Source organism: Streptomyces sp. NPDC002835, assembly GCF_053591995.1.
In genome coordinates this window covers 47,856-68,700 of sequence record NZ_JBSFUW010000008.1, presented here as the reverse complement: position 1 = coordinate 68,700, position 20,845 = coordinate 47,856, and the positions used below count along the sequence as shown (strand labels likewise).

At 71.1% G+C, this 20,845-nt stretch carries 15 protein-coding genes; 12 read left to right on the top strand and 3 right to left on the bottom strand.

Annotated elements, in window-relative coordinates; genetic code table 11:
- Nucleotides 1-35 precede the first annotated feature (35 nt).
- The 4 genes from ACWD01_RS11175 (at nucleotide 36) to ACWD01_RS11160 (ending at nucleotide 4,929) form a co-directional block, all read left to right on the top strand.
- Nucleotides 36-614, top strand: coding sequence for a TerD family protein (locus tag ACWD01_RS11175; RefSeq protein ID WP_005318943.1), 579 nt, complete (start codon nucleotides 36-38; stop codon nucleotides 612-614).
- Between the two features lie 170 nt (nucleotides 615-784).
- Entirely contained in the window at nucleotides 785-2,734 is a 1,950-nt protein-coding gene (locus tag ACWD01_RS11170) for a TerD family protein (protein WP_451160408.1), read from the top strand.
- 271 nt (nucleotides 2,735-3,005) lie between these two features.
- On the top strand, nucleotides 3,006-4,001 hold the full coding sequence (locus ACWD01_RS11165; protein ID WP_451160406.1) for a TerC family protein: 996 nt from the start codon (nucleotides 3,006-3,008) through the stop codon (nucleotides 3,999-4,001).
- A gap of 217 nt (nucleotides 4,002-4,218) precedes the next feature.
- Complete coding sequence (locus ACWD01_RS11160; protein ID WP_451160404.1) at nucleotides 4,219-4,929, top strand: alpha/beta hydrolase family protein; 711 nt, start codon at nucleotides 4,219-4,221, stop codon at nucleotides 4,927-4,929.
- A gap of 15 nt (nucleotides 4,930-4,944) precedes the next feature.
- On the opposite strand, the gene ACWD01_RS11155 is transcribed toward ACWD01_RS11160, so the two are convergent.
- Nucleotides 4,945-5,601 (bottom strand): MBL fold metallo-hydrolase, encoded by a 657-nt coding sequence (locus ACWD01_RS11155; RefSeq protein WP_451160402.1) that lies wholly within the window; start codon nucleotides 5,599-5,601, stop codon nucleotides 4,945-4,947.
- A gap of 20 nt (nucleotides 5,602-5,621) precedes the next feature.
- A complete protein-coding gene (locus tag ACWD01_RS11150; protein WP_451160400.1) occupies nucleotides 5,622-6,305 on the bottom strand; it encodes a maleylpyruvate isomerase family mycothiol-dependent enzyme in 684 nt (227 codons plus the stop codon).
- A 196-nt stretch (nucleotides 6,306-6,501) separates the two neighbouring features.
- Here ACWD01_RS11150 and uvrA point away from each other — a divergent pair, with 196 nt between their 5' ends.
- Both uvrA and ACWD01_RS11140 read left to right on the top strand, forming a co-directional pair.
- The gene (gene uvrA, locus ACWD01_RS11145) at nucleotides 6,502-9,447 is read left to right on the top strand and encodes an excinuclease ABC subunit UvrA (protein ID WP_451160398.1); all 2,946 of its coding nucleotides are present in this window, start codon (nucleotides 6,502-6,504) and stop codon (nucleotides 9,445-9,447) included.
- Nucleotides 9,448-9,702: 255 nt separating this feature from the next.
- Complete coding sequence (locus ACWD01_RS11140) at nucleotides 9,703-10,137, top strand: Rieske (2Fe-2S) protein (protein ID WP_451160396.1); 435 nt, start codon at nucleotides 9,703-9,705, stop codon at nucleotides 10,135-10,137.
- Nucleotides 10,138-10,148: 11 nt separating this feature from the next.
- Here ACWD01_RS11140 and ACWD01_RS11135 read toward each other — a convergent pair whose 3' ends face one another.
- Nucleotides 10,149-11,087: a hypothetical protein gene (locus ACWD01_RS11135; RefSeq protein ID WP_451160394.1), complete on the bottom strand. Its 939-nt coding sequence runs from the start codon at nucleotides 11,085-11,087 to the stop codon at nucleotides 10,149-10,151.
- 318 nt (nucleotides 11,088-11,405) lie between these two features.
- On the opposite strand from ACWD01_RS11135, the gene uvrC reads away from it, so the two are divergent.
- The 6 genes from uvrC (at nucleotide 11,406) to gap (ending at nucleotide 20,734) form a co-directional block, all read left to right on the top strand.
- The gene (gene uvrC / locus ACWD01_RS11130) at nucleotides 11,406-13,391 is read left to right on the top strand and encodes an excinuclease ABC subunit UvrC (protein ID WP_451160392.1); all 1,986 of its coding nucleotides are present in this window, start codon (nucleotides 11,406-11,408) and stop codon (nucleotides 13,389-13,391) included.
- A complete protein-coding gene (gene rapZ / locus ACWD01_RS11125) occupies nucleotides 13,388-14,344 on the top strand; it encodes an RNase adapter RapZ (protein ID WP_451160390.1) in 957 nt (318 codons plus the stop codon). Before uvrC ends, rapZ begins: the two co-directional genes overlap by 4 nt.
- Nucleotides 14,341-15,375 (top strand): gluconeogenesis factor YvcK family protein, encoded by a 1,035-nt coding sequence (locus tag ACWD01_RS11120; RefSeq protein ID WP_451160388.1) that lies wholly within the window; start codon nucleotides 14,341-14,343, stop codon nucleotides 15,373-15,375. Before rapZ ends, ACWD01_RS11120 begins: the two co-directional genes overlap by 4 nt.
- On the top strand, nucleotides 15,366-16,355 hold the full coding sequence (whiA, locus tag ACWD01_RS11115; RefSeq protein WP_005318962.1) for a DNA-binding protein WhiA: 990 nt from the start codon (nucleotides 15,366-15,368) through the stop codon (nucleotides 16,353-16,355). Before ACWD01_RS11120 ends, whiA begins: the two co-directional genes overlap by 10 nt.
- A gap of 188 nt (nucleotides 16,356-16,543) precedes the next feature.
- Nucleotides 16,544-19,492: a M14 family zinc carboxypeptidase gene (locus ACWD01_RS11110; RefSeq protein WP_451160386.1), complete on the top strand. Its 2,949-nt coding sequence runs from the start codon at nucleotides 16,544-16,546 to the stop codon at nucleotides 19,490-19,492.
- A gap of 231 nt (nucleotides 19,493-19,723) precedes the next feature.
- Complete coding sequence (gap, locus tag ACWD01_RS11105) at nucleotides 19,724-20,734, top strand: type I glyceraldehyde-3-phosphate dehydrogenase (protein WP_451160384.1); 1,011 nt, start codon at nucleotides 19,724-19,726, stop codon at nucleotides 20,732-20,734.
- The last annotated feature ends 111 nt before the right edge of the window (nucleotides 20,735-20,845 follow it).

Genomic DNA, 20,845 nt, shown 5'->3' with positions numbered 1-20,845 from the left:
ATGGGCGGTGGCAAATCGCGAGAAGGGGACAGCGCGTGACGGTCAACATGACCAAGGGCCAGGCCATCAGCCTGCAGAAGAGTGACGGGGGCACCCTCACGGCGGTGCGGATGGGCCTCGGCTGGCAGGCGGCACCCCGTCGCGGTCTGTTCGGCTCGCGCACGCGTGAGGTGGACCTGGACGCCTCCGCGGTGCTGTTCGCCGACAAGCAGCCGGTCGACGTGGTCTTCTTCCGCCACCTCGTCAGCGACGACGGCTCGGTCAAGCACACCGGCGACAACCTGGTCGGCGGCGCCGGTTCCGGCGGCGACGACGAGGCGATCCTCGTCGACCTGCAGCGGGTGCCCGTCCACATCGACCAGATCGTCTTCACGGTGAACTCGTTCACCGGACAGACGTTCCAGGAGGTGCAGAACGCCTTCTGCCGCATCGTGGACGAGACCAACGGCCAGGAGCTCGCGCGGTACACGCTCGACGGCGGCGGCCAGTACACCGCCCAGATCATGGCGAAGGTGCACCGCGCCGGTGCCGGATGGCAGATGACGGCCCTCGGCAACCCGGCCAACGGCCGGACGTTCCAGGACCTGATGCCGGCCATCCTGCCGCACCTGTAGACCCGGCAGTCCCGAGTCGCACCGCAGCTCCCGGAGGCACGGCCGCCGGGAGCTGCCCGCATCCGGACCGCGCACACGGACAGAGACCGCGCGCACGCGCACCGCACAACAGGCACCGACCGCACGACGCGCAACGACCGCACACAGCAGAGCACTGAGGGGACAGAGCGATGACGGCCGAGCTGGTCCGGGGGCAGAACCACCCCCTGCCCGACACCCGACTCGAGATCCGGGTGTCGGCAGGCCATCCGGTCGTCGCCTGCGCCACCTGCTCCGGCGAGCAGGGCACCGCGCGCGAGGAGTGGGTGGCCCACCCCGGCGTGCCCGCCCTGCCCGGTGTCGAGGTGCCGGGGGGCGCCGAGCAGTCGCCGCGCTTCGCCGTCGACCTCGCCGCGGTGCCGGGGGAGGTGCAGCAGGTCAATGTGCTGCTCGCGCTCCCCGAGGGTACCGGCGGACCCGACCGCTTCGGCACCACCGCCGCGCCGTTCGTCGCGGTCATGGGCCAGGACGGTGCCGAGCTCGCCAGCTTCACCATCACCGGCCTGGACAGCGAGACCGCGGTCGTCGCGGTCGAGCTGTACCGCCGCCAGGGCGCCTGGAAGGTCCGCGCGGTGGGTCAGGGGTACGCCGGAGGGCTGGCCCAACTCCTCGCCGACCAGGGCATGGAGGCCGCCGCACGGACGGCGGCGACCATCCAGGAGGCGGCCGTGCCGCGTACGCAGCGCGCCGAGCCCGCCCGGGTGAGCACGTCCACCGCGGAGGCCGCGGCACCCACGTCCGGCCCGGACCGCCAGTCCCCGGCGGACGGCACGCCGGCCGACGGCCGCACCGGGCACCCTGCGGCGGCCACCCCTGCGCAGCAGACCCCCGGGCCCGGCGACCCCCCGCAGATGCCGGCCGGGCCCATCAACTACGCGCATCCGCGCAGGCAGTCGGCCCCGCCCCCGCCGGCTCCGGCCGCCGGTCCGGCGGAGCCCGGCCGTCCGGCCGCACCGGTGGCGGGCGACGCCAGCGGCTGGTCCATGGAGGAGCGCCTCTACAACCAGGTCTGGGGCATGTTCGAGGACCTCGCCCGGACCGTCGCCGCGTACCGCAGTGCCGTCGAGTTCGCCGAGTCCCGGATGGACAAAGAGCTCGACCACGTCCTGTCCGACCCGCGCAGCCGCATCGGGAACACGGGGGACGCCGCCAGGGCCGCGGCGCGCGCGAAGTGCGAGCAGCTGACCGACCAGGCACGCCAGGCACTCGACCGGGACCTGGCCCAGCTGACCGCCGAGTCGGAGGTCGTCGAGCCGGCGCTGCCGCCCGCGTTCGCCCGCTGGGACAACCCCTGCTGGCACGCCTACCGCGTCCCCATGGAGGTCCCGATGGCGCTGCGCCTGGGCGACCTCCATCTCCCGGAGAGCCCCGAGCTGCGCATCCCGTGCCTGGTGCGGCTGCCGCTCGAGCGCGGCCTGTGGGTGGACAGCGGGCGCGCGAGCTCGGACGCCGCGCTGGCGATGGACGAGGCGCAGCTGCGGCGGCTGGCCACCGACTCGGCGGTCATGCTCGCCGCCCGCCTGCTCGCGGTGCACCCGCCCGGCGAGTTCACCGTCCACGCGATCGACCCGGCCGGCACGGCCGCCGCGTCGTTGGCGCCCCTGGTCGACTCCGGGGCCCTCGCGGGCCCGCCGGCTGCCGGGGCGCAGGGTGTGAGCGCCCTCCTCGCCAAGCTCACCGAGCGGGTCGATCTGGTGACGATGGCGGTGCGCGGCGGCGCCGCCGACGCGCTCCCGCCCGACCTCGACACCGGCGAACAGCTGTTGATCGTCAACGACTTCCCGCACGGCTTCGACGACCGCGCGGTCAACCAGCTGCGCTATCTGGCGGACGAGGGCCCGGCCGTCGGGGTCCATCTGCTGATGGTGGCGGACCGCGAGGACGCCACCGCCTACGGCCCGGTCCTCGACCCGCTGTGGCGCTCGCTGCTGCGGATCACCCCGGTCCCCGACGACCACCTCGCCGACCCGTGGGTGCGCCATGCCTGGACGTACGAGCCGCTGACCGTGCCGCCCGGCAGCGATGTGCTGCGCCAAGTGCTGTCCCGTGTGACGGAGGCCCGCCGGTCCTGGGGCCGTTGATCCGCACGGATCCCGTCTGATCTGCGGATATCTCGTCGACCCTGGCTGACCAGGCGACTTGAGCTTCGCTTTACCTTCCTCTTTACCTTTCCTTGTCCTTTCATGTACCGTTCTTTGCGCGGAGGGGAGTACTCCCGGCTCGCGGCGCGCCCGTCAATACGGACAGACAGAGAAGTCCCGGGGCGCCGGCCCGCGGCGGTGGACCGCCCGGGTGGAGGAGACCTCCGGCAGCGACAACGCTGATCAGTTGCCGTACGACGCCGGAGGCGCAGTGGACGTTTCTATGACCCTCTGGGTGCTGACCATTCTCGGTCTGAGCGCCCTCATCGCGGTCGACTTCTTCATCGGGCGCAAGCCCCACGACGTATCGATCAGGGAAGCCGGCATCTGGACCGTGGTCTGGATCGTGCTGGCCGTGCTCTTCGGCCTCGGTCTGCTCTTCGCGGGCGAGAGCCAGGCGTCGGGCGAGTTCTTCGCGGGCTTCATCACCGAGAAGTCGCTGAGCGTCGACAACCTCTTCGTCTTCGTCCTGATCATGGCGAAGTTCGCGGTGCCGTCGCACCTCCAGCAGCGAGTGCTGCTCATCGGTGTGCTGATAGCACTGGTGCTGCGCGCCATCTTCATCGCCGCCGGCGCCGCCATCATCGCCAGCTTCTCCTGGGTGTTCTACATCTTCGGCGCGTTCCTCATCTACACCGCCTGGAAGCTCGTCCAGGAGGCTCGCTCCGGCGACGAGGAGGAGGAGTTCGAGGAGAACAGGCTCCTCAGGTCGATCGAGCACCGCTTCGGTGTCGCCGACAAGTACCACGGCACCAAGCTCTTCATACGCAACAACGGCAAGCGCGTCCTGACGCCGCTGATGGTCGTCATGCTCGCCATCGGCACCACCGATGTGCTCTTCGCGCTGGACTCCATCCCCGCGATCTTCGGTCTCACCCAGGACCCGTACATCGTCTTCACCGCCAACGCCTTCGCGCTGATGGGTCTGCGGCAGCTCTACTTCCTCATCGGCGGGCTGCTGAAGAAGCTGGTCCACCTCAGCTACGGCCTGTCGGTCATTCTCGGCTTCATCGGCGTGAAGCTGGTGCTGCACGCCCTGCACGAGAGCGGCGTGCACGTCCCGGAGATCTCCATCCCCTTCTCGCTGGCCGTCATCTGCGGTGTCCTCGTCACCACGACGGTCACCAGCCTGATCGCCTCGAAGCGGGAAGCGGCCAACGCCGTGGAGGAGAAGAACGCCGTGGAGAAGAAGAACATCAAGGCCTGACGTCCAGGGGCCGGCGGCCCCGGCGTGAGCGACGGACAACACCCGGCGGGTGCGGACGGCAGACAGTCCGCACCCGCCGGTGCGCGCTCGGCCCCGATCCGCCACGGCGCCCGGCGTCGCATACCGTGACGCAGGCGATCGGCGACTGCCGGACGAAGCCCGTCGCGCCCCGACATCCGCGACCGGCAGACCGGCAGACCGGCAGACCGAGGAAGGGATGGCCATCCTCATCCGCAGAAGCACGAAGGACACCGGCACCGTGACCGGGGAGGCGCTGCGCCTCGACCGGTTCGTGACCCCGGCCGCGGCCGCCGTCCTGCTGCTCCACGGCGGCCGCGCCGACGCGCTGGAGCCGCCGCCGGCGCTCAACCTGCCCAGTGCGCGGATGAGGCCCTTCGCCCGGTCCCTCGCCCGCGCCACCGCGGGGCACGGCATCGCGCTGGGCCGGGTCCGCTACGCGTACCGGGGATGGAACGGCTCACGTGCCGACGCGGGCCGTGACGCCCTGCGGGCGCTCGACGAACTCGCGGCGGCCGTCGGGCCCGTTCCCACCGTCCTGGTCGGCCACTCGATGGGCGGCCGCGCCGCCCTGCACGCCGCCGGTCATCCACTGGTGTCGGCGGTGGTGGGACTCGCCCCGTGGTGCCCCGCCGGGGAGCCCGTGGAGCATCTGACCGGCAAACGTGCCGTGCTGCTGCACGGCGACCGGGACCGGGTCACCGACCCGGAGGAGACCTGGGCCTTCGCCGACCGGGCCGGGGCCGCGGGCGCGGAGGTCCACACGCTGTCGATGCCCGGCGGCGACCACGCGATGCTGCGGGGCGCCGCCGACTGGCACACGCTGACCACCGGCACGGTCACGGGCCTGCTGGGCCTCGGGCCGTTCCCGCCGGGCGGCGGGAACGGCTTCACGTCCGTGGCCGGATGACGGCCGCTGCGCGACCTACCAGCCGCGTTCGCGCCACTCGGCGAGGTGCGGGCGCTCCTCGCCCAGGGTGGTGTCCTTGCCGTGCCCCGGGTAGACCCAGGTCTCGTCGGGAAGCGCGGCGAAGAGCTTCTCCTCCACGCCGTCCAGCAGGCTGGTGAACGCCTTCGGGTCCTTGTTGGTGTTGCCCACGCCGCCCGGGAACAGGCAGTCGCCGGTGAAGACGTGCGGGTGGCCGTGCGGGTCGTCGTAGACGAGCACGATCGAGCCGGGGGTGTGGCCCACCAGGTGGCGGGCGGTCAGCTCCACCCGTCCGACCCGGATGGTGTCCCCGTCCTCGACCGGTACGTCGGTCGGCACGGGGATGCCTTCCGCGTCGTGACGGCCGGCGTACGTGCGGGCGCCGGTGGCCCTGACCACGTCCTCCAGCGCCTGCCAGTGGTCGCCGTGCCGGTGGGTCGTGACGACCCCGGCGACGGAGTCGTCGCCGATCAGTTGAAGCAGCGTGTCCGGATCGGCCGCCGCGTCGATCAGCAGCTGCTCGCCGGTGGCCCGGCAGCGCAGCAGATAGGCGTTGTTGTCCATCGGTCCGACCGCGACCTTGGAGATCATCAGGTCGGCGAGCTCGTGCACGTCCGCCGGGCCACCGACCTTCACCGCTCCGCTGTATGTCATGGGTCTCAGCCTATAGCGGCCTACAGCGCCGGCAGTACGGGCAACGGGCCCCCGGCGGACTCCAGGCCCGTGCCGGTGCGGCGGCCCGAGAGCCAGCCCAGCACATCGGCGGGGGAGCCGGAGACGGTGACGGGAGTACCCTCCGTGCCACCGGTCCGCCACTCGCCGCCGCCGGCCAGTACACGGGTCGGGGGCACGTCCGCGCGCCCGCTCCAGCGGTCCGCCAGGAAGGCGGTCTCGCGCTCGGTGAACTCCTTGGGCAGGTCCTCGAGCTCGTAGCCCACTCCGAGGTCGACATGGTGCAGCTCGACCTCGACGAGGCGGCGGAAGGGGACCCGGGCCGCGCGGTCGGTCACACCGTTGCGCAGTTCGACGGTGCGCTCCCAGTCGCCCGGTGCGGCACCGGCGTCCTGGAAGCGCGCGGCCGTGGCGCGCAGGTCGTCGAGCTGCTCGGAGAGCGCGCGGGGCGCGTCGCGCTCGATGTCGGCGTCGCGGGCCTCGCCTGTGACATACATCGGGCGGCCCTCGAGAACATTTACGAGCGCGTCGGCGTTACGGGAGATATGGGCGAGCACATGGCCGCGGGTCCAGCCCGGCAGTCGTGACGGCCCGGCCAGCGCGGCGTTGTCCAGTCCGGCGGCCGCGGTGAGGAGTCGGTCCGTCGCTTCACGTACAGAGCGGAGGTCGCTCACGGGATCGATCATGAGGTCGACCCTAGCTCCGCCCACTCGATCGGGTGAAGCTGTCGGCACGCGTCCGTAAATCGAATGCGCGTGCTATACGCTCGGTGGAGGCATCCTTGAAAGTCAGGCATTCATCTTCTGGCCGCCCCCGAAGACTGGGTCCCAGTCCGGGACGGGGGCTGTGCCTCCGCTTCTATGTAGAAAGGTGCGGACCGGCGTGGCCGACCGTCTCATCGTTCGCGGCGCTCGCGAGCACAATCTGAAGAACGTCTCGCTCGACCTCCCGCGTGACTCCCTCATCGTGTTCACCGGGCTCTCGGGATCGGGCAAGTCCTCCCTCGCGTTCGACACGATCTTCGCCGAGGGGCAGCGCCGGTACGTCGAGTCGCTCTCCTCTTACGCCCGGCAGTTCCTCGGACAGATGGACAAGCCGGACGTGGACTTCATCGAGGGCCTCTCCCCGGCCGTCTCGATCGACCAGAAGTCGACCTCGCGCAACCCGCGCTCCACGGTCGGCACGATCACCGAGGTCTACGACTACCTGCGCCTGCTGTTCGCGCGGATCGGCAAGCCGCACTGCCCCGAGTGCCGCCGGCCCATCTCGCGCCAGTCGCCGCAGGCCATCGTCGACAAGGTGCTCGAGCTGCCCGAGGGAAGCCGTTTCCAGGTGCTCTCTCCGCTGGTGCGCGAGCGCAAGGGCGAGTTCGTCGACCTCTTCTCCGACCTGCAGACCAAGGGCTACAGCAGGGCGCGGGTCGACGGGAAGACCATCCAGCTCGCCGAGCCGCCCACGCTGAAGAAGCAGGAGAAGCACACCATCGAGGTGGTCGTCGACCGCCTCACCGTGAAGGACTCCGCCAAGCGCCGGCTCACCGACTCCGTCGAGACCGCCCTCGGGCTCTCCGGCGGCATGATCGTGCTCGACTTCGTCGACCTCGCGGAGGACGACCCCGAGCGCGAGCGGATGTTCTCGGAGCACTTGTACTGCCCGTACGACGACCTGTCGTTCGAGGAGCTCGAGCCCCGCTCCTTCTCGTTCAACTCGCCCTTCGGCGCCTGCCCCGACTGCACCGGCATCGGCACCCGCATGGAGGTCGACCCGGAGCTGATCGTCCCCGACGAGGAGAAGTCCCTCGACGAGGGAGCGATCCACCCGTGGTCGCACGGCCACACCAAGGAGTACTTCGGCCGCCTGATCGACGGGCTCGCCCAGGCGCTCGGCTTCTCCACGGACATGCCCTGGGCCGGGCTGCCCGCCCGTGCCAAGAAGGCCCTGCTCCACGGCCACAAGACGCAGCTCGAGGTCCGCTACCGCAACCGCTACGGACGCGAGCGCGCCTGGACCACCCCGGCCTTCGAAGGCGCCGTCCAGTTCGTCAAGCGGCGGCACTCCGAGGCCGAGAGCGACTCCAGCAGGGAGCGCTTCGAGGGCTACATGCGCGAGGTGCCCTGTCCGACCTGCGAGGGCACCCGGCTCAAGCCGATCGTCCTCGCGGTCACCGTGATGGAGAAGTCCATCGCCGAGGTCTCCGCGATGTCGATCAGCGAGTGCGCCGAGTTCCTCGGCCGCCTCAAGCTCAACGCCCGCGACAAGAAGATCGCCGAGCGGGTCCTCAAGGAGGTCAACGAGCGGCTGCGCTTCCTGGTCGACGTCGGCCTGGACTATCTGTCGCTCAACCGCGCCGCCGGCACCCTCTCCGGAGGCGAGGCCCAGCGCATCCGGCTCGCCACCCAGATCGGCTCCGGCCTCGTCGGCGTGCTCTACGTCCTGGACGAGCCCTCCATCGGCCTCCACCAGCGCGACAACCACCGGCTGATCGAGACCCTCGTCCGGCTCCGTGACATGGGCAACACCCTCATCGTCGTCGAGCACGACGAGGACACCATCAAGGTCGCCGACTGGGTCGTCGACATCGGCCCCGGCGCGGGCGAGCACGGCGGCAAGGTCGTGCACTCCGGCCCGTTGAAGCAGATGCTCGCCAACAAGGAGTCCATCACCGGGCAGTACCTGTCCGGCAAGCGGTCCATCGCCACACCGGACCTGCGCCGCCCGGTCGACCCGGCGCGCCGGCTGACCGTGCACGGCGCCCGGGAGAACAACCTCCAGGACATCGACGTCGCTTTCCCGCTCGGGGTCCTGACAGCGGTCACCGGCGTCTCCGGCTCCGGAAAGTCGACCCTGGTCAACGACATCCTCTACACCCACCTCGCCCGCGAGCTGAACGGCGCGAAGTCGGTGCCGGGCCGCCACACCCGGGTAGACGGCGACGACCTCGTCGACAAGGTCGTCCACGTCGACCAGTCGCCCATCGGCCGCACTCCGCGGTCCAACCCGGCGACGTACACGGGCGTCTTCGACCACGTCCGCAAGCTCTTCGCGGAGACGATGGAGGCCAAGGTCCGCGGCTATCTGCCGGGCCGGTTCTCCTTCAACGTCAAGGGCGGCCGCTGCGAGAACTGCTCCGGCGACGGCACGATCAAGATCGAGATGAACTTCCTGCCGGACGTGTACGTCCCGTGCGAGGTCTGCCACGGGGCGCGGTACAACCGCGAGACGCTGGACGTCCACTACAAGGGCAAGTCCATCGCGGAGGTCCTGGACATGCCGATCGAGGAGGCGCTGGACTTCTTCGAGGCCGTCCCGACGATCTCCCGCCATCTGCGCACCCTCAACGAGGTCGGCCTCGGGTACGTCAGGCTGGGCCAGCCCGCGCCGACGCTCTCCGGCGGTGAGGCGCAGCGCGTGAAGCTGGCGTCCGAGCTCCAGAAGCGGTCGACGGGCCGGACGGTCTACGTCCTGGACGAGCCGACGACCGGTCTGCACTTCGAGGACATCAGCAAGCTGATCACGGTGCTGTCCGGGCTCGTCGACAAGGGCAACTCGGTGATCGTCATCGAGCACAACCTCGACGTCATCAAGACGGCGGACTGGGTCATCGACATGGGTCCCGAGGGCGGCAACGGGGGTGGCCTGGTGGTCGCCGAGGGCACGCCGGAGCAGGTGGCGGGCGTGCCGGCCAGCCACACCGGCAAGTTCCTGCGGGACATCCTGGACGTGGAGCGGATCAGCGACGCGGCGGCGAGCGGGGCGGCGGTGCCGGCGGCGCGGAAGCCGGCCGCGCGGAAGCCGGCGAAGACGGCGGGGCGGGCCCGGAAGGTGTGACGTCGGGGCGCGGCGGGGGCGTGTCGGCGGGTGCGGGTGGGTGGCGCCTGCGGCGGGCTTGTCCCCTACCCTCCCCCTGCAGCCTGGCGGCCGCGGGGGGAGGGTAGGGGAACGGCCCCGCGCAGCGGTCACCCCGCCCCATGCAGCGCCCCCACCACCCCGCCGTCGGCAGGGCGATCTCCGCCGGTATCGTCGGGTCTGGCGGTACGTGACGCCCGCGTCCCCCACCATGATCAGCCGAACCGTGGAGTTCCGATGGCCCCGACCGCCGCCCGCCGTACCGTCCTGAAGGGCGCTGCCCTCGCCGGGGCGGCCGGCGCCGCCGGGCTGGGGGTCGCGGGGTGTTCCACCGAGTCCAAGCTCGGCCACGCGGAGAACCCCACCCCCACCGCACCGGTCGACCTCGGCGCCGCGGACGCCGTGCCCGTCGGCGGGGCCAGGCTGTACCGCGAGCAGCGCCTGATCGTGCACTGCCCGGCGAAGGGCGAGTACAAGGCGTTCAGCGCCCAGTGCACCCACGCCGGCTGCGTCCTCGACAAGGTGGAGGGCACCGAGGGCAACTGCCCGTGCCACGGCAGCCGTTTCGACGTGACGACAGGCAAGGCGCTGCGCGGACCGGCCACCGTCCCGCTGCCGGAGGTGCCGGTCAAGGCCGAGGGCGGCCGGCTCGTGGCCGGCCCGGACGCCTAGCGCCCGCGGCGTCACTCCCAGTCCCAGCCGATCCCCAGCGTCCCCGGCCGCACCCCCTGCTCGACGAGGTGCACCGTGCGGTGCCGCCCGCTGAGCGCCAGTTCCGTGCGGGGACCGCGCGGCACTCCTGTGGTGCCCCGGGAGAGGCGACGGCAGCGCACCGGCAGCGGCGCTCCCTCGTCGAAGTGCACCTGCAGCATGTACTGACCGCCCGCGGAGCCGAAGCCCCGCGCGTACTCCGTACTCCGGCCGCCCGTCCCGTCCGCGAAGCCGTAGCCGAAGACGTACGTCTCACCGACCCGCAGCCGGGTGTCGAAGAGCAGCTCGACGGCCATGACGCCGCTCGCCCGGTCACATCGGACCCGCCCGGTACGGCAGTTCTCGCGGGCGCTGACCTCCACGGCCGCCAGGTCGCAGCCGGGGTCGCCGTGGTGGACGGCGAGGTAGCGGTCGACGCCGTCGCGGTGGACGCGTACGACCTGCTGCGACTCCCGCCCGAGCAGCTGTCCCCGCGTCCCGATCCGGACCCGTTCGTGGTGTCCCACGGTGTGCAGCCCGCTGTCCGCGGGCGCCGGCGGGCCGAGGCCGGCGACGAGCCGTTCCACCGCGCCGGACCGGTCCACGCGCCCACTGGAACGTTCCGCCTCCGCGCGGCAGTGCGCCTGGTCGTCGCCTGTGCCGAGCAGCCGGACCAGCGAGTTCCCCGGCAGGCAGAGGACGTCTTCCAGCGCGCGCACCGCCCGCAGTGACTCGGGGCGCTGCGGGCGGCGGGCGCCCTGCTGCCAGTAGCTGAGGCTGGTGACGCCGACCTTGATCCCGCGGTGGGCGAGATGGTGCTGGACACGCTGCAGCGGGAGGCCGCGCACGGCGAGGGCGGCGCGCAGCGCCAGATGGAACGGGCCGGTGTCCAACGCCTGCGCCAGATCGGCCTCGGCATGTGCATGGCCCATACATTCCTCCGGGGAACGGGGACAGAAGGGGAAAAGGGAAGGACAAGGGAAGAGGAGGGCAGGGGAACGGAACAAGGGAAGCGGGAGACCCGTGGGCGCCGGGACGGACGGAGGTGGGGTCGCCACACCGGCCCGTGGGCAGCGCCGCGCTTCCCGCAACGAAGCGGGTTGACGTTCCCCGCATTGAAGCGGGTTGATCTTTCTCCGACAAGGCTCGCTGCGCATCCGTTCCCGCTCCGGCCCCGTACCACCAGGGAGCGGTCATGTACCTGGCGGCGAGTGCCCGTACTGTCACTGCCCGCCAGTAGGGTGGACGGCATGGCCGACCCCTCCAGCTACCGCCCCAAGCCGGGACAGATCCCCGACTCGCCGGGGGTCTACCGGTTCCGTGACGAGCACCGCCGGGTGATCTACGTCGGCAAGGCGAAGAGCCTGCGCTCCCGCCTCGCCAGCTACTTCCAGGACCTGGCGAATCTCCACCCGCGCACCCGGACCATGGTCACCACCGCGGCCTCCGTCGAGTGGACGGTCGTCTCCACCGAGGTGGAGGCGCTCCAGCTGGAGTACTCCTGGATCAAGGAGTACGACCCCCGGTTCAACGTGAAGTACCGCGACGACAAGAGCTATCCCTACCTCGCGGTGACGCTGAACGAGGAGTTCCCCAGGGTCCAGGTGATGCGCGGCGCCAAGAAGAAGGGCGTGCGCTACTTCGGTCCGTACGGACACGCCTGGGCGATCCGCGAGACCGTCGACCTGATGCTGCGCGTCTTCCCGGTGCGCACCTGCTCCGCGGGCGTCTTCCGCAACCACGTGCAGAAGGGCCGCCCCTGTCTGCTCGGCTACATCGGCAAGTGCTCCGCGCCCTGCGTGGGCCGGGTCACCCCCGAGGAGCACCGCGAACTGGCCGAGGAGTTCTGCGACTTCATGGCCGGCCGCACCGGGACGTACATCCGCCGCGTCGAGAAGCAGATGATGGCCGCGGCCGAGGAGATGGAGTACGAGAAGGCGGCCCGCCTCCGTGACGACATAACCGCCCTCGAGCGCGCCCTCGAGAAGAACGCCGTGGTGCTGGCCGACGCCACCGACGCCGACCTGATGGCCGTCGCCGAGGACGAGCTGGAGGCGGCCGTGCAGATCTTCCACGTCCGCGGCGGACGCGTCCGCGGCCAGCGCGGCTGGGTCACCGACAAGGTGGAGAACGTGGACACGGCCGGCCTGGTCGAGCACGCGCTCCAGCAGCTGTACGGCGAGGAGAGCGGCGACGCCGTCCCCAAGGAGGTCCTCGTCCCCGCGCTGCCGGAGGACGCCGACGCGGTCACCCAGTGGCTGAGCGGGCGCCGCGGGGCAGGCGTCTCCCTGCGGGTCCCGCAGCGCGGCGACAAGAAGGCCCTGATGGAGACCGTCGAGCGCAACGCGCTGCAGGCGCTCGGGCTGCACAAGACCAAGCGCGCCAGCGATCTGACCACCCGCTCCCGTGCCCTGGAGGAGATCGCGGAGGCCCTGGGGCTCGACTCGGCGCCGCTGCGGATCGAGTGCTTCGACATCTCGCACCTTCAGGGCGAGGACGTGGTGGCGTCCATGGTCGTCTTCGAGGACGGGCTGGCCCGCAAGAGCGAGTACCGCCGGTTCCAGATCCGCGGCTTCGAGGGCCAGGACGACGTCCGGTCCATGCACGAGGTGATCACCCGCCGCTTCAAGCGCTACCTCGCGGAGAAGGACCGCACGGGGGAGTGGATCGGCGACGACGAGCCCGGCCACGAGGCCAAGGACGAGGAGGGCCGGCCGAAGCGGTTCGCCTACCCGCCGCAGCTCGTCGTCGTGGACGGCGGGCAGCCCCAGGTCGCCGCGGCCAAGCGCGCCCTGGACGAGCTGGGCATCGACGACGTCGCGGTCTGCGGCCTCGCCAAGCGCCTCGAAGAGGTCTGGCTGCCGCACGACGACGACCCCGTGGTGCTGCCGCGGTCGAGCGAGGGCCTGTATCTGCTGCAGCGGGTGCGTGACACGGCACACGACTTCGCCATCCGCTACCAGCGTTCCAAGCGTTCCAAGCGCATCAGGACCAGCCCGCTGGACGCGGTCCCGGGGCTCGGCGACACCAGGAAGCAGGCTCTGATCAAGCATTTCGGCTCGGTGAAGCGGCTGCGGCAGGCGACAATCGAGCAGATCTGCGAGGTTCCGGGGATGGGCCGCAAGACGGCCGAGTCGGTGGTCGTGGCCCTGGCGCGGACGGCGCCGTCCGCGCCCGCCGTGAACACCGCCACAGGAGAGATCATTGAAGAGAGCGACGGGGGCAGCACGGCATGACTGAGCACGACGGAGACGGAGCAGCAGACGTGAGTACGGGCAACGGCACCGAGCCCGGCACAGAGCCCGGCGGCGAGGCCACGGGGGACGTGGCCATCCCGGAGCTGGTGATCATCTCGGGGATGTCCGGCGCCGGCCGCAGTACGGCGGCCAAGTGCCTGGAGGACCTGGGCTGGTTCGTCGTGGACAACCTGCCGCCCGCGCTGATCCCCACGATGGTGGAGCTCGGCGCCCGCTCGCAGGGCAACGTCGCACGGATCGCGGTCGTCGTCGACGTGCGCGGCCGGCGTTTCTTCGACAACCTGCGCGAGTCGCTGGCCGATCTGGACGCCAAGCAGGTGACCCGCCGGATCGTCTTCCTCGAGTCGTCGGACGACGCGCTGGTGCGGCGCTTCGAGTCGGTGCGCCGCCCGCATCCGCTGCAGGGCGACGGCCGGATCGTCGACGGCATCGCCGCCGAGCGCGACCTGCTGCGCGAGCTGCGCGGCGACGCGGATCTGGTGATCGACACCTCCGGTCTCAACGTGCACGAGCTGCGCGCCAAGATGGACGCCCAGTTCGCCGGCGACGAGGAGCCGGAGCTGCGGGCGACGGTGATGTCGTTCGGCTTCAAGTACGGCCTGCCGGTCGACGCGGACCTCGTGGTCGACATGCGCTTCCTGCCGAACCCGCACTGGGTGCCGGAGCTGCGCCCCTTCACCGGTCTCAACGACGAGGTGTCGAACTACGTCTTCAACCAGCCCGGCGCCAAGGAGTTCCTCGACCGCTACACGGAGCTGCTCCAGCTGATCGCCGCCGGTTACCGCCGCGAGGGCAAGCGGTACGTGACCGTCGCCGTGGGCTGCACCGGAGGAAAGCACCGCTCCGTCGCCACGTCCGAGAAGCTGGCCGCCCGTCTGGCGTCCGCCGGTGTCGAGACCGTCGTCGTCCACCGGGACCTGGGGCGCGAGTGACCGGACGCAACCTCCGTCTGCGGCGGCTGCGCAGGTCCACGCGCTCGCTGTCGCCACGGAAGCGCGGCGCACAGCCCAAGGTCGTCGCCCTGGGCGGCGGCATGGGCCTGTCGGCGTCGCTCGCGGCCCTGCGCCGCATCACCGGCGACCTCACCGCGGTCGTCACGGTCGCCGACGACGGCGGCTCCAGCGGCCGTCTCCGCGACGAGCTCGGTGTGCTGCCGCCCGGTGACCTGCGCAAAGCCCTGGCGGCGCTGTGCGGGGACGACGACTGGGGCCAGACCTGGGCCCGGGTCATCCAGCACCGCTTCCAGTCCCAGGGCGAGCTGCACGAGCACGCGGTCGGCAATCTGCTGATCGTGGCCCTGTGGGAGCAGTTCGGCGACCACGTCCAGGCCTTGGACCTGGTCGGCAAGCTGCTCGGCGCGCACGGCCGGGTGCTGCCCATGTCGGCCGTCCCGCTCGAGCTCCAGGCGCTGGTACGGGGCCACGACCAGGCGCGCCCGGACGACGTGGTCACCGTGCGAGGCCAGGCGACCGTGGCGCTCACGCCCGGCGAGGTCCAGTCCGTGCACCTGGTGCCGAACGACCCGCCGGCCGTTCCGGAGGCCGTCGCCGCGGTGCTGGACGCCGACTGGGTGGTCCTGGGCCCCGGCTCCTGGTTCTCCTCCGTGATCCCACATCTTCTGGTGCCCGAACTGCTCGAAGCCCTGATCGAGACGAAGGCGCGCCGGGTGCTCTCCCTGAACCTCGCGCCGCAGCCCGGTGAAACAGATGGCTTCTCACCGCAGCGTCATTTGGAGGTTTTGGGACGACACGCGCCTAAACTCACCCTGGACGTGGTGCTGGCCGACGAGGCCGCAGTGCCCGACCGCGAGTCCCTCGCCGATGCCGCCGAGCGGCTGGGCGCCGCGGTCGAGCTGGCTCCGGTGGCCTCTCCCGACAGCGTTTCGAAGCATGATCCGGAACTGTTGGCGGCCGCGTACGACCGTATTTTTCGGATGCATGGAAGGATCGGCCCATGGCGATGACGGCAGCGGTGAAGGACGAGATCTCCCGGCTTCCCGTCACCCGGACCTGCTGCAGAAAGGCAGAGGTCTCGGCCATCCTGCGGTTCGCGGGCGGTCTGCACCTGGTGAGCGGCCGCATCGTGATCGAGGCGGAGCTGGACACCGGTATCGCGGCCCGCCGGCTGAAGCGCGACATTCTGGAGATCTTCGGTCACAGCTCGGAGCTGATGGTCATGGCTCCCGGCGGCCTGCGCCGCGGTTCGCGCTTCGTGGTGCGGGTGGTGGCGGGCGGTGACCAGCTCGCGCGGCAGACGGGGCTGGTCGACGGCCGGGGCCGTCCGATCCGCGGGCTGCCGCCCCAGGTGGTCTCGGGTGCGACCTGCGACGCGGAGGCCGCCTGGCGGGGCGCCTTCCTCGCGCACGGTTCGCTGACCGAACCCGGCCGGTCCTCCTCCCTGGAGGTCACCTGCCCCGGGCCCGAGGCGGCCCTCGCTCTCGTGGGCGCGGCCCGGCGGCTGTCCATCGCGGCGAAGGCGCGCGAGGTGCGGGGCGTCGACCGCGTGGTCGTCCGCGACGGCGACGCGATCGGCGCGCTGCTGACCCGCCTCGGCGCGCACGAGTCCGTGCTGGCCTGGGAGGAGCGGCGGATGCGGCGCGAGGTGCGCGCCACCGCCAACCGCCTGGCCAACTTCGACGACGCCAATCTGCGCCGCTCCGCCCGTGCCGCGGTGGCGGCCGGCGCCCGGGTGCAGCGGGCCCTGGAGATCCTGGGCGAGGAGGTGCCCGAGCACCTCGCGGCCGCGGGCCGGCTGCGCATGGAGCACAAGCAGGCCTCGCTCGAGGAGCTGGGCGCGCTCGCCGACCCGCCGCTGACGAAGGACGCCGTCGCGGGCCGTATCCGCCGGCTGCTGGCGATGGCGGACAAGCGGGCGCAGGACCTGGGCATTCCGGGCACGGAGTCGAATCTGACGGAGGAGATGGCCGACGGTCTGGTCGGCTGACGAACCCTGGCATGTAGCTCCACAGCTTTACTGCCGACGCCTCCCGGGGCGTCGGCAGTGTCGTTTCCGAACCCGCTCGGGCCGGTGCGGCCCTATTGACATGATCATGGGGAGTCATGAGCCTGTCGCATGCCCGTCATCACGGCGGACAAGAGCACTTTCCTGGCAGACAACAGCAAGGGGGGCTTATGAGACGCAGAGCGAGATCGATCCTCGCGGCGGCCTCACTCCTGATCGCGGGAGTGTCGGCGGCGCCGATCGCGCAGGCCGACTCCGGGGGCGGGAACGGCGAGGAACTCGCCGTATGGCACGCGGAAGTGAGCAAGGAACAGGTGCCGCTGGTCCTCGCGGCCGGTACCGACGGCCACGAACTGGGCGAGCGGGTCCCCGACCGGGGCACCGCCACCATCGAGCTCCACCTCACCGAGCGGCAGGCCGGCGAACTGCGCGAGCAGGGCGTCGAGATCAGCGAGCACACCCTCTCCGACCGGACGGAGAAGCGCCTCGCCGCCGCCGGGGACGGGGTCTTCCGCCCGTACAGCGGCGAAGGCGGTCTCAAGAGCGAGATCCTCGACACCGCGAAGGCCCACCCGGACCTCACCAAGGTCGTCAGCATCGGCAAGTCCGTGAAGGGCCAGGACATCCTCGCCCTCAAGGTCTCCCGGGGCGCCGACCGACACCGCGACGGCGCCAAGCCGGCCACGCTGTACATGTCGAACCAGCACGCCCGTGAGTGGATCACCCCGGAGATGACCCGGCGGCTGATGCACCACTACCTCGACAACTACGGCAAGGACCAGCGGATCACCGAGGTCGTGGACGCCACCGAGCTGTGGTTCGTGCTCTCCGCCAACCCGGACGGCTACGACTACACCTTCAACGGCCCGCAAGAGCGCCAGTGGCGCAAGAACCTCCGCGACAACAACGGCGACGGGAAGACCACCCCGGGCGACGGCGTCGACCTCAACCGCAACTTCCCCTACAAATGGGGCTACGACAACGAGGGCTCCTCGCCCGACCCGTTCGACGAGACCTACCGCGGCACCGGCCCCGCCTCCGAACCGGAGACCCGGGCCATGGACCGCTTCCAGAAGCGCATCGGCTTCGAGTACGGCATCAACTACCACTCCGCCGCCCAACTGCTGCTGTACGGAGTGGGCTGGCAGGTCGCCACCCCGACCCCGGACGACGTGCTCTACGAGGCACTGGCGGGCACACCCGGCAACTCCGCCATCCCCGGCTACCGGCCGCAGGTCTCCTCCGAGCTCTACACCACCAACGGCGAGAGCGACGGCCACGCGGCCAACGTCAACGGGACGATGATGTTCACCCCCGAGATGTCGACCTGCGCCGCCGCCTCCCGCGTCGACCCCGACGACGAGTGGAACCCCGCGGACTGCGCCTCCATCTTCACCTTCCCCGACGACGAGAAGCTGATCCAGCAGGAGTTCGCCAAGAACATCCCCTTCGCGCTCTCCGTCGCGGAGACCGCAGCCCACCCCGACCGGCCGTCCTCGGCGCTCGGACTCGAGGCCGCGGACTTCACCCCGGACACCTTCGCCACCTCCTACGCCCGCAGCGGCGATCAGGAGGTCTCCGTCACCGCCCGCAGGTCCGTGCGCCACAAGGAGCTCAACTACCGGATCAACGGCGGCCGTACGCACGACGAGAAGCTGCGCCCCTGGAAGGGCGGCGAGCGCTACGGCGGCGAGGACAACCTCCACTTCGACGAGTACCGCGCCAGGGTCGAGGACGCCCGACCCGGCGACCGGGTCGAGGTGTGGTTCACCGGCCGCACCAAGGACGGCGCACGCACCTCCAGCGAGCGCTTCACGTACACCGTCGCCGAACGCCCGCGCGGTGACACCCTGGTCGTCGCGGAGGAGGGCGGCACGGCCGCGGCACAGCACACCGCCGCGTACACCCTCGCCCTCGCCGACAACGGCAGGCGCAGCGCCGTCTGGGACGTCGCCACGCAGGGCGCCCCGCACCCGCTCGGCGTGCTGAGCCACTTCGAGACCGTCGTGTGGTACTCGGGCGCCGCGGAACCGTCCTGGGCCACCACGCGGGCCGTGCGCTCCTACGTCAACGAGGGCGGGAAGCTCATCACCGCGGGTGAACATGCCGGCGGCGAGGCCGACCTCGGCAGGGCGCTCAGCGACGACTTCTCGCAGTACTACCTCGGCGCCTTCGGCCGCGCCTCGCTCGCGGGGGTGAACGGCTTCCTCGGCACCGGGCGCCTCTCGGGCGCCGCCGGCACGCTCGGGGACGCCCCGGGCAACCCGCTGGACGCGGCCGGGGCGTACACGATCACCTCCGACACGCTGCCGTCCGACGCGTTCCCCCAGTTCCGCAGCGCGGCCGCGGGCGACTACCCGGGCGCGCGGATGCCGTTCTCGCCGTACGAGGGCGAGTGGTACGCGGCGGCCGCGCACCACAACTCCTCCTGGACGCGGCTGTCCCGCACCGTCGACCTGACCGGCACGGCGGCCGGCGAGCAGCCCAGGCTCGACATGCGGCTCAGCTTCAACACCGAGCCCGGCTACGACAACGCCGTAGTGGAGGTCCACACCGTCGGCCAGGACGACTGGACGACGCTCCCGGACGCCAACGGCGGCACGTCCACCACCGTGCCCACCCAGTGCGACGGCGGCTTCTACATCGACCAGCACCCGTTCCTGGGGCACTACCTCACGCTCGGGCCGGACGGGTGCACGGCCACCGGCACCACCGGCACCTGGAACTCCTTCACCGGAGCCTCCGACGGCTGGCGCACGGCGTCCTTCGACCTGAGCGCCTACGCGGGCAAGCAGATCGAGGTCTCCGTCTCCTACGTCACCGACCCGAGCGCCGGCGGCCGCGGGGTCTTCGTCGACCAGGCCGGTCTGGTCACCGGCGGCGCGGCGGAGCCCCTGGAGGGCTTCGAGACGTCTCTCGGCGCCTGGCAGGCGAGCGGGCCGCCGGCGGGCAGCCCGGCCCCGAGAGGAAGCTGGGAACGCAGCCAGGACCTCTATCCGTCGGGGTCCGCGGTGGCCACGCGGGACACCGTGCTGCTCGGTTTCGGCCTCGAGCACCTGCGCGACGCGGGTGAGCGTGCACGGCTCACCGGCGCGGCGCTGAGTGCCCTGCGGCGCTGACGGCCCAGGTCAACGGGCGCGGGGCGGCGGCACATGCGCCCCGCGCCCCGGCGCGCGCAGCGGCGCCCCGTTTTTCCTACTGACGGGTACGGGCCACCGTCTCGCGAACCGGACCACTGAATGTCACTGCGGAGGCTTCGGAGGGGTAGGGTCGTAGGCGGTCGGGGACATCCCAAAAACAAATTCTCGCCGGCGTCGAAACCCGGCGTTCCTAACGAGGAGATCGGTTTCGTGACGATCCGCGTAGGCATCAACGGCTTTGGCCGCATCGGTCGTAACTACTTCCGCGCGCTGCTGGAGCAGGGTGCAGACATCGAGATCGTGGCTGTCAACGACCTGGGTGACACTGCGACCACGGCCCACCTGCTGAAGTACGACACCATCCTCGGCCGTCTCAAGGCCGAGGTCAGCCACACCGCCGACACCATCACGGTCGACGGCCACACCGTCAAGGTGCTCTCCGAGCGCAACCCGGCCGACATCCCCTGGGGTGAGCTGGGCGTCGACATCGTCATCGAGTCGACCGGCATCTTCACCAAGAAGGCCGACGCGGAGAAGCACATCGCAGGCGGCGCCAAGAAGGTCCTCATCTCGGCTCCGGCCAAGGGCGAGGACATCACCATCGTGATGGGCGTCAACCAGGACAAGTACGACGCCGCGAACCACCACGTCATCTCCAACGCGTCCTGCACCACCAACTGTGTGGCGCCGATGGCCAAGGTTCTGGACGAGAACTTCGGCATCGTCAAGGGCCTGATGACGACGGTCCACGCGTACACCAACGACCAGCGGATCCTGGACTTCCCGCACTCCGACCTGCGCCGCGCCCGCGCCGCCGCGGAGAACATCATCCCGACGACCACGGGTGCCGCCAAGGCCACCGCCCTGGTCCTGCCGCAGCTGAAGGGCAAGCTGGACGGCATCGCCATGCGCGTCCCGGTCCCGACCGGTTCGGCCACCGACCTGGTCGTCGAGGTGGAGCGCGAGGTCACGAAGGACGAGGTCAACGCCGCGTTCAAGAAGGCCGCCGACGACGGCGACCTCAAGGGCTTCCTCTTCTACACGGAGGACCCGATCGTGTCCTCGGACATCGTCGGCGACCCGGCGTCCTGCACCTTCGACTCCTCCCTGACCATGGTCCAGGAGGGCAAGTCGGTGAAGATCCTCGGCTGGTACGACAATGAGTGGGGCTACTCCAACCGTCTCGTCGACCTCACGGTCTTCGTCGGCAGCCAGCTCTGACCTGCACCGCCTGAACCACCACGAGAGCACCACGATGTGAGCGGCAGGGCTCGGCCAGCGCAATGCGGCGCTGTCCGGGCCCTGCCGTGCGTCCAGTCCTCCGAGGAGCCG